The 15,325-nt window shown below is 70.7% G+C and carries 20 protein-coding genes; 11 read left to right on the forward strand and 9 right to left on the reverse strand.

Annotation, left to right across the window (positions count from 1 at the left end; genetic code table 11):
* The first annotated feature begins 12 nt into the window (after positions 1-12).
* Positions 13-1,059 (forward strand): CHAD domain-containing protein, encoded by a 1,047-nt coding sequence (locus tag KBY90_RS09395; RefSeq protein WP_254968331.1) that lies wholly within the window; start codon positions 13-15, stop codon positions 1,057-1,059.
* Between the two features lie 56 nt (positions 1,060-1,115).
* On the opposite strand, the gene KBY90_RS09400 is transcribed toward KBY90_RS09395, so the two are convergent.
* Positions 1,116-1,958 carry a class II aldolase/adducin family protein gene (locus KBY90_RS09400; protein ID WP_254968332.1) on the reverse strand — a complete coding sequence of 281 codons (843 nt, stop codon included), beginning with the start codon at positions 1,956-1,958 and terminating at the stop codon, positions 1,116-1,118.
* A 95-nt stretch (positions 1,959-2,053) separates the two neighbouring features.
* Here KBY90_RS09400 and KBY90_RS09405 point away from each other — a divergent pair, with 95 nt between their 5' ends.
* Both KBY90_RS09405 and KBY90_RS09410 read left to right on the forward strand, forming a co-directional pair.
* A complete protein-coding gene (locus tag KBY90_RS09405; RefSeq protein ID WP_254968333.1) occupies positions 2,054-2,965 on the forward strand; it encodes an EamA family transporter in 912 nt (303 codons plus the stop codon).
* Positions 2,966-3,017: 52 nt separating this feature from the next.
* Positions 3,018-4,019: an SDR family NAD(P)-dependent oxidoreductase gene (locus KBY90_RS09410; protein ID WP_254968334.1), complete on the forward strand. Its 1,002-nt coding sequence runs from the start codon at positions 3,018-3,020 to the stop codon at positions 4,017-4,019.
* Positions 4,020-4,023: 4 nt separating this feature from the next.
* Here KBY90_RS09410 and KBY90_RS09415 read toward each other — a convergent pair whose 3' ends face one another.
* The 3 genes from KBY90_RS09415 to KBY90_RS09425 all read right to left on the reverse strand — a co-directional run bounded on the left by KBY90_RS09415 (position 4,024) and on the right by KBY90_RS09425 (position 5,146).
* Complete coding sequence (locus KBY90_RS09415; RefSeq protein WP_254968335.1) at positions 4,024-4,311, reverse strand: 4a-hydroxytetrahydrobiopterin dehydratase; 288 nt, start codon at positions 4,309-4,311, stop codon at positions 4,024-4,026.
* 75 nt (positions 4,312-4,386) lie between these two features.
* Positions 4,387-4,716: a hypothetical protein gene (locus KBY90_RS09420; RefSeq protein ID WP_254968336.1), complete on the reverse strand. Its 330-nt coding sequence runs from the start codon at positions 4,714-4,716 to the stop codon at positions 4,387-4,389.
* Between the two features lie 190 nt (positions 4,717-4,906).
* Positions 4,907-5,146 carry a hypothetical protein gene (locus KBY90_RS09425; protein ID WP_254968337.1) on the reverse strand — a complete coding sequence of 80 codons (240 nt, stop codon included), beginning with the start codon at positions 5,144-5,146 and terminating at the stop codon, positions 4,907-4,909.
* 368 nt (positions 5,147-5,514) lie between these two features.
* Between KBY90_RS09425 and KBY90_RS09430 the strand changes: the two genes are divergently transcribed.
* Together KBY90_RS09430 and KBY90_RS09435 are read left to right on the forward strand one after the other, a co-directional pair.
* Positions 5,515-5,865 carry a hypothetical protein gene (locus KBY90_RS09430; protein WP_254968338.1) on the forward strand — a complete coding sequence of 117 codons (351 nt, stop codon included), beginning with the start codon at positions 5,515-5,517 and terminating at the stop codon, positions 5,863-5,865.
* 141 nt (positions 5,866-6,006) lie between these two features.
* The gene (locus KBY90_RS09435) at positions 6,007-6,621 is read left to right on the forward strand and encodes a fructokinase (protein ID WP_254968339.1); all 615 of its coding nucleotides are present in this window, start codon (positions 6,007-6,009) and stop codon (positions 6,619-6,621) included.
* Between the two features lie 39 nt (positions 6,622-6,660).
* Here KBY90_RS09435 and KBY90_RS09440 read toward each other — a convergent pair whose 3' ends face one another.
* The 4 genes from KBY90_RS09440 to KBY90_RS09455 form a co-directional block, all read right to left on the reverse strand.
* Positions 6,661-8,289, reverse strand: a complete 1,629-nt coding sequence (locus tag KBY90_RS09440; RefSeq protein ID WP_254968340.1) for a hypothetical protein — start codon at positions 8,287-8,289, stop codon at positions 6,661-6,663.
* A 310-nt stretch (positions 8,290-8,599) separates the two neighbouring features.
* Positions 8,600-9,778, reverse strand: a complete 1,179-nt coding sequence (locus tag KBY90_RS09445) for a pentapeptide repeat-containing protein (protein ID WP_254968341.1) — start codon at positions 9,776-9,778, stop codon at positions 8,600-8,602.
* 57 nt (positions 9,779-9,835) lie between these two features.
* Positions 9,836-10,915 carry a calcium/proton exchanger gene (gene cax / locus KBY90_RS09450; protein WP_254968342.1) on the reverse strand — a complete coding sequence of 360 codons (1,080 nt, stop codon included), beginning with the start codon at positions 10,913-10,915 and terminating at the stop codon, positions 9,836-9,838.
* A 137-nt stretch (positions 10,916-11,052) separates the two neighbouring features.
* Positions 11,053-11,505, reverse strand: coding sequence for a secondary thiamine-phosphate synthase enzyme YjbQ (locus tag KBY90_RS09455; protein ID WP_254968343.1), 453 nt, complete (start codon positions 11,503-11,505; stop codon positions 11,053-11,055).
* Positions 11,506-11,569: 64 nt separating this feature from the next.
* Between KBY90_RS09455 and KBY90_RS09460 the strand changes: the two genes are divergently transcribed.
* The 4 genes from KBY90_RS09460 to KBY90_RS09475 all read left to right on the forward strand — a co-directional run bounded on the left by KBY90_RS09460 (position 11,570) and on the right by KBY90_RS09475 (position 14,310).
* On the forward strand, positions 11,570-11,821 hold the full coding sequence (locus KBY90_RS09460; RefSeq protein ID WP_254968344.1) for a hypothetical protein: 252 nt from the start codon (positions 11,570-11,572) through the stop codon (positions 11,819-11,821).
* A gap of 22 nt (positions 11,822-11,843) precedes the next feature.
* The gene (locus tag KBY90_RS09465; RefSeq protein WP_254968345.1) at positions 11,844-12,257 is read left to right on the forward strand and encodes a thiol-disulfide oxidoreductase DCC family protein; all 414 of its coding nucleotides are present in this window, start codon (positions 11,844-11,846) and stop codon (positions 12,255-12,257) included.
* Positions 12,254-13,822 (forward strand): NAD(P)/FAD-dependent oxidoreductase, encoded by a 1,569-nt coding sequence (locus KBY90_RS09470; RefSeq protein WP_254968346.1) that lies wholly within the window; start codon positions 12,254-12,256, stop codon positions 13,820-13,822. The genes KBY90_RS09465 and KBY90_RS09470 overlap by 4 nt, the downstream gene beginning before the upstream one ends.
* 80 nt (positions 13,823-13,902) lie before the next feature.
* Positions 13,903-14,310 carry an OsmC family protein gene (locus KBY90_RS09475; protein WP_254968347.1) on the forward strand — a complete coding sequence of 136 codons (408 nt, stop codon included), beginning with the start codon at positions 13,903-13,905 and terminating at the stop codon, positions 14,308-14,310.
* 97 nt (positions 14,311-14,407) lie between these two features.
* On the opposite strand, the gene KBY90_RS09480 is transcribed toward KBY90_RS09475, so the two are convergent.
* Positions 14,408-14,599 carry a hypothetical protein gene (locus KBY90_RS09480; protein WP_254968348.1) on the reverse strand — a complete coding sequence of 64 codons (192 nt, stop codon included), beginning with the start codon at positions 14,597-14,599 and terminating at the stop codon, positions 14,408-14,410.
* A 176-nt stretch (positions 14,600-14,775) separates the two neighbouring features.
* Here KBY90_RS09480 and KBY90_RS09485 point away from each other — a divergent pair, with 176 nt between their 5' ends.
* The gene (locus KBY90_RS09485; RefSeq protein ID WP_254968349.1) at positions 14,776-15,051 is read left to right on the forward strand and encodes a hypothetical protein; all 276 of its coding nucleotides are present in this window, start codon (positions 14,776-14,778) and stop codon (positions 15,049-15,051) included.
* A 30-nt stretch (positions 15,052-15,081) separates the two neighbouring features.
* On the forward strand, positions 15,082-15,225 hold the full coding sequence (locus tag KBY90_RS09490; RefSeq protein ID WP_254968350.1) for a chlorophyll a/b-binding protein: 144 nt from the start codon (positions 15,082-15,084) through the stop codon (positions 15,223-15,225).
* Positions 15,226-15,325: the final 100 nt, after the last annotated feature.

The following is a 15,325-nucleotide window of genomic DNA, read 5'->3' on the forward strand; positions in this document are numbered from 1 at the left end:
GAGGAATCAGCCATGGATTCCCTCATCCCACTCGGCCACCCCGCTGGCAGCGGCGATCGCGCCCCGTCCCGTCCCGGGGCCGTCCCGGCCCCGCCCCTGCTGCTCTCGGCCGGCGTCGACGCCGACCCCGCCCGGGCCGCTGATGGGGCCCTGGCGGCGCTGCTGGAGTGGCGCCGCGTCCAGCTGCAGCGGATCCTGGGCGAGCGCATCGGCCTGCTGCGCCGCCCCTTCAGAGGGGCTGGCCGCAAGGCCAGGGCCGACGACCGCGAGCAGGTGCACCAGCTGCGCACCGGCCTGCGGCGACTGCGCTCGATGGCCGAAGCCTTCCCCCGCCACTGGCGCGGGCCCTCGGCAAAAAGCCTACGCAAGCTGGCCCGCGCCGCCGGCGAGGTGCGCGACCTGGATGTGCTGCTGGAGACCCTGGAGGAGCACCAGCGCGAGATGGGCGGGGGCGAGCGGCGGCGGTTGGGGCGCCTGATCGACCGGCTGCAGACGGTGCGCTGCCGGGGGCGCCGCCAGCTCAGCCGGCGGCTGCGCCGGCTGCCCAGGGGTCTCGCACCCGCCCCGAAGCCGCCGCAGAGCCCGGAAGCCGCCAGCGACGTCCATCAAGGCGCCCTGCCGCTGCTGCGGGCCGGCCTCATCCGCCAGCTGGCGGAGCTGCGCCTGCATCCGGGCTGGGGGGATGGCCGCCGGCCGGCCCGCGGCAGCCGCCGGGAGCGGGATCAGCACGAACTGCGCAAGGCCTTCAAGCGGCTGCGCTATCAGCTGGAGGTGCTCGAGGCCCTGGAGCCGGCCCTGCGCGACCGGCTGGTGCTGCTCAAGCGCACCCAGGACAGCCTGGGGCTGCTCCAGGACCTGGTGATCTGGCGGCCGCTGCTCAAGCAGCACCTGGAAGGTCGCCTCAAGCGCCGGCTGCCGGCCCTGGCCGCCCGCTGGCGGCGGCAGGCCGATGGCGCCTGGGCCGACTGGCTGGAGCTGCGCCGCCAGTGGCTGGATCCGGCCACCGGCCTGGAGGCCTGGCAGCGCTGGCTGCTGGAGCTGGAGAGCACCGCCGCCTGACCTCGGCCCAGCCACCCCGGAGCGTCCACGAGCAGCATCGGCCCGAGGCTGAACGATCAGTCGAACAGGTCGGGTTCGGTCACGATCACGTCCTCCCAGAGGGTCTGGAAGTTGAGCCAGCCCGCCTGCGGCGTGGCGGTGTGCTCACGGGTGTATTCCGCCCACTCGCGGCGGATCAGCTGGGGCGTGCCGGCGGCTTCGGCCAGCAGCTGGCACTGGCAGGCGCGCTCCATGGCGATGAACCAGTAGGCCGCTTCCTCCACGGTGTGCCCCACCGTGAACAGGCCGTGGTTCTGGTGGATCGCCGCCTTGCCGCGGCTGAAGGCGGCGGCGAAGCGCCGGCCGGCCTCCTCCTCCAGCACCACCTTGCCGCCGTCCTCTCGCACCAGCACGTGGTCCTCGAAGAACATGCAGCTGTCCTGACTGATCGGATCCACCAGCCGCCCCAGGCTGGCGAAGGCCTTGCCGTGGGGCGAGTGGGCGTGGGCGGCGGCCTGCACCTCCGGCCGGCTGGCATGGAGGGCCGCGTGCAGCACGAAGGCCGCCCGGTTCACCGGCCAGTGGCCGATCACCACCTCGCCGGCGTGGTTCACCAGCAGCAGATCGCTCACCTTCAGGCGGCGGAAGCAGCGGGCGAAGGGATTGACCCAGAAGTGATCGGGAAATTCCGGATCGCGCACGGTGATGTGGCCAGCCACCCCCTCGCCGAAGCCCAGCCGGCCGAAGATCCGCAGGGCCGCCACCAGCCGCTCCTGGCGGTGGCGGCGCTCCAGCTCCGGCGTTTCGAACACCGGCGGTGCGAGCGTCTGCAGCGGTTTGGGGGTGAGCGGCACGCCGCCGATGCAGGGAACCGCTGCGGACGGGCCGGCGGCGGCGGAAGGGCTGTTGGCGACGGTCACGGGGCGGCGCTCACCCGGAGGGGCCCATGCTGACAGAGCCGAACCGGCTTGGCAGACCGCCCGCACCGCCACCGATGCTCACAGGGGTTCCATGGTTGTGGCTGACGCTCGGCACCGCCCTCGGTGAAACCGTGCGCGACCTCTGCCTGCGCACGGTGCTGCGCCGCTCCGGCTGGAGCACCCTGCGGGTGATCGGCATCAGCAGCGGCCTGGCGGGCCTGCTGCTGCTGCCGCTGCTGCTCAGCCGGCCGCCGGTGGTCAACCTGCCCGCGTTCGCGGCGGCCCTGCTGCTGGGCGGCAGCCTCAACGCCCTGGCCTTCTGGTGCTACGGCCGGGCCATCGCCCTGGAGGATCTCAGCCTGGTGCTGCCCCTGATCAACCTCTCGCCCCTGGCCCTGCTGCTGGCGGGGTGGTGGGTGCTGGGCGAACGGCCCGGTCCGCTGGCGGTGCTGGGGGTGGCCCTGCTGGTGCTCGGGGCCCTGCTGCTCGGCCAGCCCCGCAGCCGGACGGGAGCGGAGGGCTGGGGCCTGGCGCGTCTCTGGTCCAGTCCCGGCTGCCGCGCCATGCTGCTGGTGGCGTTGCTCTGGGGCATCGGCGCCAGCGTCGACAAGCTGGGGGTGAGGGCCGGCGGCAGCGTCGCCTGGGTGCTGGCCCTGCAGCTGAGCATCGGCAGCAGCCTGCTCGCTCTGTCGCTGCGGGAACCGCGCCGGCCATCCCGGAGCCGCAGGCCGAAGCCGGCGGGGGCAGGCCCCCTGGCCGTGGCGCCGGTGATGGTTGTCGCCCTGGTTCTGGCGGCCCTTGCCCTGGCCGCCGGAACGGTGCTGCAGATGGAGGCGATCCGGCAGACGGCGGTGGTGCACGTGATCGCCATCAAGCGGCTGAGCACGCTGCTGGGCAGCGGCGCCGGCGTGCTGGCCCTGGGCGAGGCCGATGGACTGCGACGCCTCACGGCCGCCGGCCTGATGCTGCTCGGCGCCGCCACGGTGCTGCGGGGCGCGATGGGCTGATCCCCAGCCAGGCTGGAAGGCCCTCTCCCACCACGGACCTCTGCCGCCTGCCATGCCCTCCCTGCCCCGGCCCCGCCGCATCCTGATCACCGGCGCCAGCTCGGGCATCGGCCTGCAGGCGACCGCGCAGCTGATGGTTGCCGGCCACCGGCTGACCCTGCCCTGCCGCGATCCGCAGCGGGCCGCTGCCACCACCGCCCGCCTCATCCCCCGCCTCGCCGACGCAGCCGGCGGCGGCCCCGAGCCCCAGGCGCCGGTGTGCGACCTGGCCGATCTGGAGAGCGTGAACCGCTGCGCCGACGCCCTGCTGCGCAAAGGCGAGCCGATCGACACCCTGGTGCTCAATGCCGGCCTGCAGTACACCGGCGCCCGCGAGCCACAGCGCTCGGCCCAGGGGCATGAGCTCACCATCGCCGTGAACCACCTGGCCCACCAGCTGCTGGCGGTGCGCCTGCTGCCCCTGCTGCAGGGCGGCCGGGAGCCGCGGGTGGTGGTGACGGCCTCGGAGGTGCACGATCCCGTCAGCCCCGGCGGGCGGGTGGGTCGGCCCGCCGGCCTGGGCGACCTGAGCGGCCTGCGCCGGGGGCCCGACTTCGCGATGGTCGATGGGGTGTCGCCCTTCGATGCCGACAAGGCCTACAAGGACAGCAAGCTCTGCAACCTGCTGTTCGCCCGGCGGCTGCAGCAGCGGTTGCAGGAGCAGGGACACCACTGGCCGGTGATCGCCTGGAGCCCGGGCCTGGTGATCCCGCGCGGCAGCGACGGCTTCTTCCGCTACAGCCGCCGGCACAACGAAGCCGGCCAGCGCCTGTTCGCCCTGGTGGCGCGCGATCTGCTGCGGCTCACCGAAACCGTGGAGCGGGCCGGGGCGCTGCTGGCGGGTCTGGCCACCGATCCGGCTCACGCCGAGCCGGGCTTCCGCTACTGGAGCAACCGGGTGCTGGGGCCGGGCCGGCGCCGCTTCGAAGCGGTGGATCCCAGCGCCGAGGCCCGCGACGACGCCCTGGCCGCCAGCCTCTGGGAGCTCAGCGCAGGACTGGTGGGACTGGCCTGAGCCCTCAGCCGGCCAGCTGGTCGATGCGCTGGGCCAGTTGCACGTCGAGGTTGGAGAGACCGCCGGTGTCGTGGGTGGTGAGATCGATCGTCACCCGGTTCCACACATTGCTCCACTCGGGATGGTGGCCCAGGGTCTCGGCCGCCAGGGCCACCTTGGCCATGAACCCGAAGGCCTCGGTGAAGTCGGCGAAGCTGAGCTGCCGGTGCAGCTTGCCCTCCCTGAGGCTCCAGGCTGGCAGGGAGGAGGGCAGCGCGTTGATCTGCTCGGGGGTGAGGGGCGTGGCGGCCATCGTCGGGCGGAACACGGAGCGGCGCCATGGTGGCGCATCCGCCGGCGGGGCTGACCGCGGCTGCCGGCCCGGTGCTCAGAGGCTCGGCCCGAACAGGATCGGCCGGCCGGTGAGCGCCGCATCCTTGGCGGTACTCCAGCGCACCCGGCAGCGGAAGCTGCGCTCAGCAGGCTCCCCCAGCCGCTCGTAGTGCATGGTGGTGACGACGGCGCCGGCCGGCCGCTGAGCCTGGGCCCGGTTGCAGGCATCCACCGGCGAGATCAGGGAGCTGACCTCCACCTCCCCGCTCTGCGCAGCGGGCGCTTCCTCGGCCCGCAGCGGCAGGGGGCTCAGCAGCGACGCGGCACAGATCAGGACGGCAGGCACCGCTGCGGTCCGGGGTGTTGACAGGGGCGGGGAAGCCATCGGCCGGCGGCAGGAAGGCATGACCCTAGGCATAGCGCCTCCGGTGAAGGGCACCTGGGGCCATGGCCAGCCTGGGGCCATGAGAGCGACCACTCCGCGGGCCAGGTCCGTCGGTGGTCGTTCCTGTCGGTGGTCGTTCCTGTCGGTGGTCGTTCCTGCCCTGGCGATCCCTGTCAGGCTGTCTCGCGGATCAGGACAGACGCCCTCTGAGGGCCGGCATGTCACTGCCGAGCACCTCCTCCAGCAGCCCCTGGATGTGGTGCAGGTCGTTGCGCAGGTCGGTCGCCAGATCGCGGATGGAGTCCTCGCTCTCCTCGTCGAGATCGCGGCTGTCAAATCGCTCCACCCTCTGCTGGGCGGTCGCCCTGGCCTGCTCGAGCCGGCGCACGATCTCCTCGAGCAGATCCTGGCTCACGGACGTGGATGACATGGCCGTCGGGGATGGACATCCCTCCACTGTGCCTCGCCCACGGTGTCTGGGCCCACGCTGGCTGGCAGGCCGTTGCTCCGGATTGAGCAGCCCTGCAGCACTGGCTGCAGTCGGCGGGACGTTGACAGCACAGGGGTTTGGGGTATGGCGGAAATAACGGATGCGCTCACGCTTCCGATCCAAATTACACACTGGACCATCACGCTGCGCACCGATCGTCTGTGGCGATCTGCGCATCAATGCTGGACCAGGGAGTGCATCGGGCACCTTCTGATTTCGTCCGGAACCGGATAGCAGGCCCGTTCAAGTCGGACCGTGCCTGGCCGTATCCGCCGTTGTATTGAAACTGTATTCAAGGAGTAACGATCATGAACACCAGCACAGAGATGTCTGTGGCCCGTAGCGAGCAGGAAGAGCTGCGCCGGGCCAATGAACAGCTCCGCCAGGCCATCCTCGACAAGAAAGAGGCGCAGATCCAAGCCTGGTCTGCCCAGATCGAGCAGGTCCAGCAGAGCCTGAACAGCGTTGCCGAAAGCGTTCGCGACGAAACCGGGAAACGACTTGCCGAGCTGCGCCAGGCCCGTGATCAGGCCCGCGCTCAGCTCGACACGCTTCAGCAGGCCTCCCAGGACAGCTGGGCATCCCTGCTTCAGCAGAGCGACGGTTTCTTCCAGGAGCTGTCCAGGCACTTCCACGAGTTTGTGGTCGAGCACACCTGAGAGGGTGCCGAACGCTTTCCAGGTCATCAACATCCAGGTTTTCAACTTCCAAGTCCCGAACACCCGTTTACTCAACACAGGTTCATATCGCCTCGATCAGATATGCATTTAATCCCCATTCAGACTGAACATCATGACAGTGTGTTTGACTGCTACCAGGCCCTGCGCAGTCCATCCACACCCCGTAGTCCGGCCGGCATCACCGAGGCCCTCCTGCCGGAGATCAGCAATTCGTTCTGGCTGCTGGTGACCAGCAATGCGGTGATCGACGCTCAGGACACCCAGGCCCTGCGGATGATCCTTGCTCGGGCGCTCCCCAGGGGCGTCTCGGTGGCTCTGGATGTGACCTGGCAACCGCAGCGCTGGAGCCTGCCCGAGCGGAGCGCACCCACCGCCGAGGTGCTGCGCCGCTTCCGGCCTCTGTCGCAGGCTGCCCAGCTGATCCGCTGCACACGCGGGGAAGCCGAGGCCTTCTTCGGCAGCGACGATCCGGTGCGGGTCCATGAAACCCTGGCCCAGCGGCCGGCCGTGCTCATCAGCGGTCCGGCCGGCGGTCTCGACTGGTGCATCGGCGGACGCCGGGGGCGCCTGGACCCCTCGATGCTGCAGGACCACGCTGTCTTCCTGGCGCGTCTCCTGGACAACCTCTGCACCCAGCCCCAGCTGCTCGGCAGTGCCGGCCCCGGCATCGATGCCGTCGCAGACCCTGACGGACTTGCCGAGCAGCTGCTCATCGCAGCCGGATGCGCCAGCTGAGCCAGGGCCTGCAACCGCTTGGGATGAGGCCCCTGGCCGTCAGGGCGCGGTGAGGGGCGGTTGCTTCCCCTCCCACGTCCTGCGCAATTCGGCACTGGTGACTTGGGCCTCGCGCAGGCGTCCCTGCCCGCGCAGGCTCCTGGCCAACCCATCCAGAGACCAGCCGTTGGCAGGGAAGCGCTTCAGATCCTCACGGAAGATCCGTTCAGCAGCGGCATCCTCACCCACCTCCAGAAGAAAGACACCGAAGTCCTGGCGGACGGGAACCGTCCATTCCGGTGGTTCGCCATAGACCATCCCGTCCTCCAGCGACACCGCATGGATGAAGTGCCTCCTGGCCGAACGGACATCCCCGTCCGCTGCGGCGAGATGGGCCTCCAGCACATCGGCGGCGATGGCCAGCACGGTGCCGGAGGTGTTGAATTCCAGGCGCTGGGCTGACAGCTCGGGATCGCCAGCCAGGGCCCGCAGGTCCGCCAGCCGTCGGCGGGCCTCCTCCAGCTCCCCCCGGGCGATGAGCGCACGACCGCGGGCATAGGCCCAGAGCCCGCGGGCATGTCCGAGGTCTGCCGCAGGGGCCGGTTCGGCCAGGATCGACTCCCATTGCGAGAACCGCACCTTCATCTGCAGATGCCGGGTGCGGTGATGCTGCAGGAAGGTCATGCCCGGGGCGCGCAGCATCTCCTTTGGGGAGAGGGTGCGCATCGTCTCGGTGGCGGCAAGGGCCTGGTCGCGCAGGCCGATCATGCTGGCCGCGAAGGCCAGGAAATCATAATTGTGAGGATAATATCCCGCCAGGTACATTCCGAAGCCAGGCCGTTGATCGCGGATGTAGGTTTCGTCGGCATGGATGGCGTGTTCATTGGCCGTGATCGCATCGCGATACCGCCCTACCCTCACATAGATGTGGCCAGGCATGTGCACGATGTGTCCTGCCCCGGGCATCAAGCCCGCCAGGCGTTCGGCGGCTTGCACGGCCCGTTCGGGATGCACCTCCTCGATGGCATGGATATAGAAGTGATTGGCTCCAGGATGGTTGGGTGCGGTCTGCAGAACGGTCTCGAGTTGCTGCAGGATCTCTCCCGTGGTCTCCCGCGCTGAGCCGTCTTTGTTCCAGTAGTGCCAGGGGCTCAGATTCATCAGCGCCTCCACATGGAGCGTGCGGAGATCCATGTCGTCGGGATACCTGCTGACCAGCTGCCGCAGGGCCTCGGCCCAGGCGGCATCAAGACTGCTCCGTTCCTCCGCAGGATCGGCCACGTAGCGCACGGAGAGGGCCTGGATCAGATCCCGCTCCTTCGCGGAGGCCGACGCCAGCGTCGCGCGTGCCCGCTGCAGGGCGGCCCAGGCCATCAGCCCCGCCTCGCGGTCCATCGGCAGATTGATGTTGGGGCCCCATGCCAGCGCTTCGCCCCAGTGGCAGAGCGCACAGGAGGGGTCGAGGGCGGCGGCATGGCGGAAGGCCCGGATGGCTTCCTGGTGGTTGAACGCGTAGTAGAGACGCAGCCCCTGATCGAAGTAGGCCTGAGCCCGGGGATCCCGGATCGAGAGGGGGTAGTGGTGCGAGCCGAGGTTGTCGTAGAGGGGGGGCTCCTGAACCTGGGCGAGGCTGAAGGGTGCCGCCAGGACGAGTCCCGCCAGCAGGGGCACCAGCGTTCTGAGCGCCACCGGAGGGGCTCCCGTGTTGCCACTCCGCAGGATCTCGTCTCCACTCAGCAGGATTTCTGGCTTTTCTGCGTGCACCTGCATCCTCTGTCCTCCCGAGGCTGCAGGTCACTCCGCAGCTCTCTGCATCCGTCTATGTCTCAAGGCTGCACTTGTCCCTTGAACGGATGCACCTGATGGCTGCAGTGGACAAAAATCTTCACTCCACCGGCTGCCACCCTGATCACGGGGGAGGACTCATGAGGACTCATCTTCTGAGCACTTCTGCTCATGATTCCCTGGGGTGCCGCCTCCGGGCGTGGACACTGGCCGCTCAGGCCTTTCCGGAGGCTTCGAGCCGGCTGGCGACACCCCGGCAGCCGCCCGGCAGGGTGCGGCGGGAACGGGCGCCGCTCCAGGCGGCCAGATAGTGCTGGGCCTGGGGGTCGAGCTGACGCACGCCGCTGAAGTTGGCGTTCTCCACGATCGCGCCGGTGCCGTGACCGCTCTCGTGATCCACCGGGCCTGGGGCCCCGGCCGGACTGGCGGTGGCGACCCGGCCCAGGAAGAACAAGGTGCCATCGAGCAGGGCACCGTCCAGATCGGCACCGGCGAGGTTGGCCCCGGCCAGGTTCGCCTCGCGCAGGTCGGCGCCGGCGAGGTTCGCGCCCCTCAGGTCGGCGCCGTTGAAATCGACGCCGCGCAGGTCGGTGCCCGAGAGGTCGGCTCCCTTGAGCACCTGCTGCAGCCGGATCACGGGAACGCCCTGGCGGCGGTCCTCCTCGTAGTTCCCCTCGCCGTCGAGGATCGCGCGGCCAAGCCGCAGATCCCGGCGCAGCGGGGTGAGCAGGCGGGCATGGGAGAGGAAGCGCAGGATCCGCGCCCGGCCCTCCCGGTCGATGCTGCCCATCACCGCCGCCAGCCGTCCCTCCGCCAGCATCCGCTCCAGGGGCCAGTCCTCCAGCAGGCCCTCCTCGTCGACGATCAGCTCGGAGATCCCGTGGATGAAGCTGTCGATCGTCTGGGCCTGGGTGATGCGGTTCTGCTGACTGGTGAGCCGCTGGTCGATCATCACCTGCCGCCAGGCGATCGCCAGGGCCACCAGCGCCACCAGGATCTGGCCGATGGCACCGATCACCCCCTCGCCGATGGCGCCGATCGCCTCCCAGTTGCGGCTGCGGTAGATCTCCAGCAGCGGGTCCCACCAGCCCAGGGCCAGCGGCACGGCCAGGGCCGCCACCAGCAGGCCCAGCACCGCCAGCACGCGGGTGGTGGGCACGTCGTCCAGACGCCCGGCGAGCACGCGCCAGAACGGAGGCAGCAGCTGCGCCAGGGCCAGGGCGATGGTGACCAGGGCGGCGGGGAGGGCCAGCCAGCGCCAGTGCAGCAGCAGGGCCGCCAGGGTGGTGACGCTGGCGACCAGCAACTGCAGGGAGGCCGACTGGTTGAGACGGCTCAGGCGGCTGCGGGACTGGAAGGGGGGCACCGCAGGCGTGTCGGCCGGGGAGGTCATCCGATGCCAGGAGCCGGGGGCTGCTTGTGAGGGCCGTTCAGCATGATCGAGATGGGCCTAGGCCAGCGCACCGGTCTGGAAGAAGAACCCTGCCGCCAGGATCACGTAGGCGGCCAGCAGCAGGGCCCCCTCGAGCCAGTCGGAGCGTCCGTCGAGGCTCACCAGGTTGCTCACCACCACGGCGGTGATCACCGCCACGAGCTCATAGAGATCGAAGCGCAGATCCAGGGGATGGCCGAGCCAGGGACCCACCAGCACCAGCACCGGCACCACCAGCAGGGCCACCAGCAGGGTGGAGCCAAGCGCCACCGACACCGCCAGATCCATCTTGTCCTTGCGGGCCATCGAGACGGCCGTGAGGTACTCCGCCACGCCGCCCAGCAGCGGCAGCAGGATCACGCCGGTGAACACGGCCGAAAGCCCCAGCCTGCCGGTGACGGTCTCCACCACCCCGACGAACAGCTCCGATTCCACGGCGATGCCCACCGTGGCGCCCGCCAGCACCGCCAGCCAGGGCAGCAGCGGCGGCCGCCGGTGCTCATGCTCCGGGGCCTCCGGCTCCAGGTCCGCTTCCGCCACCTCGTAGAGGGTGCGGTGGGTGCCGAGCGAGAACAGCAGCGTCAGGCCGTACACCACCAGCATCACGCAGGCCACGAACAGCGAGAACTCCTCACGGCCCTCGGCGCCGCCCAGGGTGGCCAGGCTCGGCAGCAGGATCGCCAGCACGGCCAGGGTCATCGCCGATCCGTTCACCCGGGCCACCACCGGCTGGAAGCGCTGCTCGCTGCGGCCGACGCCGCCCACCACCATCGCCAGGCCGAGGGCCAGCAGCAGGTTGGCGGTGATCGTGCCGGTGATGCTCGCCTTGACGATGTCCACCAGGCCGGCTTTGAGGGCCACCAGGGCGATGATCAGTTCGGTGGCGTTGCCGAACACGGCGTTGAGCAGGGCGCCGATCGCAGGACCCAGGGTGATCGCCAGCTCCTCGGTGGCGGTGCTCAGCCACACCGCCAGGGGAACGATGGCGGCCACGGAGGTGAGAAACACGGCCGTTTCTCCCCACTGCAGATGCTCCGCCGCCAGTGACACGGGCACCATCACCAGCAGGCCGATGGCCAGGGCGTTGCGGGCGGACATGCGGGAGCACGGCACTGGCCACCATTGTGAGCCGCGCGGATGAACGGGCCTGCACGGCTGCCCTGCGCCATGCATCACGACTGCATCCCTGAGGTGATCCGATGGGGCCGTGAACGGAGCCGATCCGGCCGGACCCCTCAGGCTCCCATCAGGTGCAGGCTCAGCCGGCGGCGATGGCTGCGGGCCCGGTGCTCCCAGAGGTACACCGCCTGCCAGGTACCGAGCAGCAGCCGCCCGCGCTGGAAGCTCAGCTGCAGGCTGGTGGCGGTGAGGGCGGTGCGGATGTGGGCCGGCATGTCGTCGGGCCCCTCGTCATCGTGGGCATAGCGCTGCCGCTCCCCTTCGCCGCTCAGCGAGCGGAAGCCCTGTGCCGGCACCAGCGCGCGCAGGTAGGCGGCCAGGTCGTGGAGCACACGCGGATCGGCGTTCTCGTTGATGGTGAGGGAGCAGCTGGTGTGCTGGCAGACCAGCGTGGCCACCCCTAGATCCAGCCCGCTGGCTGCGATCTCCCGGTTCAGGGCGGCGGTGAGGTCGGTGAAGCCCTCGGCGGAGGTGGTGACCTCGAGCAGGTGCAGGTTCTGGCACAGCATCGCGACAGCGCGGGCAGCCCCCATGGTGATGCTCCCTAGCATCACTCCAGCGTGTCGTCGGCCCATGCTCTCCATCGCCAACAAGGTCGCTCTCGGCCTCGCCGCCACCGCTCTGTCCCTCATGGCCACCCCGGCCCTGGCCCAGCGGGAGGTGCCCAAGCTCGGCATCATCTGCCCCCTGGGCTACGTGGATCTGCTCAACGGCAAGTGCAGCACCCTGGGGCTGGCGAACTACACCGTGCGGCCCACCTACGGGAAGGCATGCCCCGAGGGCTGGATGAACGTGGGCGGCCGCTACTGCCGCAAGAAATGGTGATCTCCTGCGCCCCGATGCGGCCATGACGCCCCAGCTGCGCATCCTCTACGACGGGGCCTGCCCCCTCTGCCTGCGGGAGGTGCGCGTTCTGCGGGAGCGCGACCAGCGGTTGCACCCGGACACGCCGCAACTGGCGTTCGTGGACATCAACGACCCGGGCTACGACCCGGCGGCCCACGCCGGCGTCGACTACCGCTCCGCCATGGGCCGCATCCACGCCATCAGCGCCGACGGTGAGGTGCTGCGCGATGTGGCCGTCTTCCGCCGCGCCTACGCCCTGATCGGCCTGGGCTGGCTCTATGCCCCCAGCGCCTGGCCCGGTCTGCGCCAGCTCGCCGACTCCGCCTATGGCCTCTGGGCCCGTTGGCGGCTGCGGCTCACCGGCCGGCCCAGCCTGGAGCAGCTCTGCAGCGACCGCTGCCGCCCGCTCCCATGACGCCCACGCCATCCCGCGGCGCCGCCGATCCGGATCTGGTGGTGGTGGGCAGCGGCCTGGGGGGCCTCTGCGCGGCGGCCCTGGCCGCCCGCCACGGGCTGGAGGTGCTGGTGCTGGAAGCCCACGACCAGCCCGGCGGAGCGGCGCACGGCTTCCAGCGGCGCGGCTTCCACTTCGAGTCGGGCCCGTCGCTGTGGTCGGGGCTGGGACGCTGGCCGAGCGGCAACCCCCTGGCCCAGGTGCTGCGGGCCGTGGGCGAGAGCGTGCCGGTGGCCACCTATCAGGAGTGGGGCCTGCTGCTGCCCGAGGGACAGCTCACGGTGGGCGTGGGTCTGGAGCCGTTCCTGGCGGTGGTGCGGGAGCTGCGCGGCGCCGCCGCGGCCGAGGAATGGACGGCCTTCATGGCCTGGCTGCAGCCCTACTGCGAGGCCGCCCGGGCCCTGCCGCTGCTGGCCCTGCGGCCCGGACTGGGCCTGGCCGCCACCCTCGGCCGCCAGGGGCTGGGACTGCTGGGCCAGGCCGGACGGCTGGCGGCCCTGGGCGGCGCCTTCGGGCCGATGGCGCGGCGGCACCTGCGCGATCCCTTCCTGCTGCACTGGGTGGATCTGCTCTGCTTCCTGATCTCCGGCCTGCCGATGGATCAGACCAGCGCCGCCGCCATGGCCACGCTGTTCGGGGAGTGGTTCGAGCCCGGCGCCTGCCTCGACTACCCGATCGGCGGCAGCCCCGCGGTGGTGGCCGCCCTGGTGCGGGCCCTGGAGCGCCAGGGGGGCGCCCTGCGCACCCGCAGCCCGGTGGCGGAGGTGCTGGTGGAGCGCAACCGGGCCGTGGGCGTGCGGCTCGCCGACGGCCGGCGCATCGGCGCCCGCCGCGGCGTGATCGCCAACGTGAGCCCCTGGAGCCTGCCGGAGCTGCTGCCGGAAAGTGCCACACCGGCCCGCTGGCGGCGGCGCCAGGCGGACACGCCGGCCTGCCGCAGCTTCCTGCACTGGCACCTGGCCCTGCGCGGCGACGACCTGCAGCACCTGCCCATCCACCACGTGTGGGTGGGCGACTGGCGGCGGGGCATCGACGCCGAGCGCAACATGGCCGTGCTGTCGATGCCGTCGCTGCTCGATCCTTCCCTGGCCCCGCCCGGCCACCAGGTGCTGCACGGTTACACCCCGGCTAACGAACCCTGGGATCTGTGGCGGGATCTGGAGCGCGGCAGCCCGGCCTACGCTGCCCTCAAGGCCGAGCGCTGCAGCCTGTTCCACCGGGTGCTGGCCCCGCTCATCCCCGACTGGCGCGAGCGGGTGGTGCTGGAGCTGCAGGGCACGCCCCTCACGCACCGGCACTACCTCCGCATGCCCCAGGGCAGCTACGGGCCGGCCTGGCCGGCCGACGCGAGGCCGTTTCCGGGGGGCGGCACACCGATCGACGGGCTGGTGCTCTGCGGTGCCGGCACCTTCCCGGGCATCGGCGTACCGCCGGTGGCGGTGAGCGGCGCCATGGCCGCCCACCGCTTCGTGCCGGCCCGCCAGCAGCGGCAGCTCCTGGAGGAGATCGGTCTGGCGGTCCCCTGACGGGCCTTGGGAGCGGTCCGCGCCCGCGGTGTCGCCGGGCGATCAGAGTGGAACGCCATGGCCCCTCCCCCGGACCGGCGATGACCACCATCTCCTGCCGCTACGACGGCGGCCTGCGCTGCGCCGCTGAGCACGGCCCATCCGGCAGCGTCATCGACACCGACGCTCCGCCGGACAACGCCGGCAAGGGGGAGTGCTTCTCCCCCACCGACCTGGTGGCCACGTCCCTGGCCACCTGCCTGCTCACGGTGATGGGCATCGTGGCCGAGCGCCACGGCTGGCCCCTGCAGGGAGCCGCCGCCCGGGTGGAGAAGACGATGAGCGGCGACCCGCCCCGGCGCATCGCCGCTCTGGAGGTGTGGGTGAGCCTGCCGGCGTCTCTCGATGAGCGCCAGCGGCGGGTGCTGCAGCGGGCGGCCGAGAGCTGTCCCGTGAAGGCCAGCCTGGAGGGAGCCGTTCCCATGACCCTGCACTGGGAGGTGGACTGAAGCAGCCGAGGGTGGTTCGGCTCGTTCATGCAGGTGATCAACCAGGTCAGCCTGCTGTCACAGCTGCTCGACGAAGCGGCGCCGGTGCACCCTGGCCTCAGGAACTCTGCTGGTAGAGCTGCTCAAGCCGCTCGCGGCTGAGATCCACCACCATCACCAGCTCACCGGGTTCGGGCGCTTCCGGATGGCGGCGGGGACCGGCGGCGGAGCGGAAGCCCTGAGCCATCAGCGAGAAGGCCCCCACCAGCAGCAGGACGAAGCAGAGGAGATAGACCGCGGTGAACACCATGGCGCCGGGAGCACAGGACCCTGACCCTAGTGTGAAGAAGTATTAACCGCGACGCGTCGATCAGATCCCCTGCGCCGCAGCAGATGTCACCCGAGGCCGAATCCCAGGACGAGCCTGAAGCGGGCAGATGAGCAGCCCTGTTAACGTTCCGTTACATCCACACCGGGCCAGCGGCCATGACCGTCGGAGAGCTCTTCCTCGAATCGATCGCCACAGGCGTGATCACCCCCGCCGAACTCAACTGGATCACCACCCAGCAGCCCCGCTTCTCGCGGGTGGAGGAGGCCGCGGCCCTGCGCCTCGGCCGCCTGCTCGATCAGGGCGACATCCAGCTGGGCTGCCGCCTGCCGGCGGCCAGGGTTCAGCACGACAGCGTGCGTGAGCACTGGATCGAACCGCTGGGCCGTCGCCGCCGCCGCCGGGGCAGCCCCAACGCGTTCACAATCCTTTAAGATCGCATCACGTTTCGTAACGTCACCTCCATGTCCGACTCCACCTCCCGCTTCGGCTTCGTGGCCTTCGCTGAAACCTGGAACGGCCGCCTGGCCATGATGGGTTTCGTGATCGGCCTGGCCACCGAACTGCTCACCGGCCAGGGCATCCTCAGCCAGATCGGCCTGGGCTGAAACCGCTCCCCGGGGCGTCATTCCGACGATGTCCAAAGCCCTCGGTTTCCAGCCGAGGGCTTTTTGCTGAGGGGGCCTTGCGCCGGCGCTCAGGCACGGG

This window comes from Cyanobium sp. CH-040 (genome assembly GCF_024346135.1).
Classification (GTDB): Bacteria; Cyanobacteriota; Cyanobacteriia; order PCC-6307; family Cyanobiaceae; genus NIES-981.

Bases quoted from the DNA above. Each gene is read 5' to 3' on its own strand.
- KBY90_RS09445 (WP_254968341.1), bottom strand. From the start codon at position 9,778: ATGACCTCCCCGGCCGACACGCCTGCGGTGCCCCCCTTCCAGTCCCGC.
- KBY90_RS09475 (WP_254968347.1), top strand. From the start codon at position 13,903: ATGACCACCATCTCCTGCCGCTACGACGGCGGCCTGCGCTGCGCCGCT.
- KBY90_RS09485 (WP_254968349.1), top strand. From the start codon at position 14,776: ATGACCGTCGGAGAGCTCTTCCTCGAATCGATCGCCACAGGCGTGATC.
- KBY90_RS09415 (WP_254968335.1), bottom strand. From the start codon at position 4,311: ATGGCCGCCACGCCCCTCACCCCCGAGCAGATCAACGCGCTGCCCTCC.
- KBY90_RS09490 (WP_254968350.1), top strand. From the start codon at position 15,082: ATGTCCGACTCCACCTCCCGCTTCGGCTTCGTGGCCTTCGCTGAAACC.
- KBY90_RS09465 (WP_254968345.1), top strand. From the start codon at position 11,844: ATGACGCCCCAGCTGCGCATCCTCTACGACGGGGCCTGCCCCCTCTGC.
- KBY90_RS09470 (WP_254968346.1), top strand. From the start codon at position 12,254: ATGACGCCCACGCCATCCCGCGGCGCCGCCGATCCGGATCTGGTGGTG.
- KBY90_RS09410 (WP_254968334.1), top strand. From the start codon at position 3,018: ATGCCCTCCCTGCCCCGGCCCCGCCGCATCCTGATCACCGGCGCCAGC.
- KBY90_RS09430 (WP_254968338.1), top strand. From the start codon at position 5,515: ATGAACACCAGCACAGAGATGTCTGTGGCCCGTAGCGAGCAGGAAGAG.
- KBY90_RS09480 (WP_254968348.1), bottom strand. From the start codon at position 14,599: ATGGTGTTCACCGCGGTCTATCTCCTCTGCTTCGTCCTGCTGCTGGTG.
- KBY90_RS09460 (WP_254968344.1), top strand. From the start codon at position 11,570: ATGCTCTCCATCGCCAACAAGGTCGCTCTCGGCCTCGCCGCCACCGCT.
- KBY90_RS09455 (WP_254968343.1), bottom strand. From the start codon at position 11,505: ATGCTGTGCCAGAACCTGCACCTGCTCGAGGTCACCACCTCCGCCGAG.
- KBY90_RS09420 (WP_254968336.1), bottom strand. From the start codon at position 4,716: ATGGCTTCCCCGCCCCTGTCAACACCCCGGACCGCAGCGGTGCCTGCC.
- KBY90_RS09425 (WP_254968337.1), bottom strand. From the start codon at position 5,146: ATGTCATCCACGTCCGTGAGCCAGGATCTGCTCGAGGAGATCGTGCGC.
- KBY90_RS09395 (WP_254968331.1), top strand. From the start codon at position 13: ATGGATTCCCTCATCCCACTCGGCCACCCCGCTGGCAGCGGCGATCGC.
- cax (WP_254968342.1), bottom strand. From the start codon at position 10,915: ATGTCCGCCCGCAACGCCCTGGCCATCGGCCTGCTGGTGATGGTGCCC.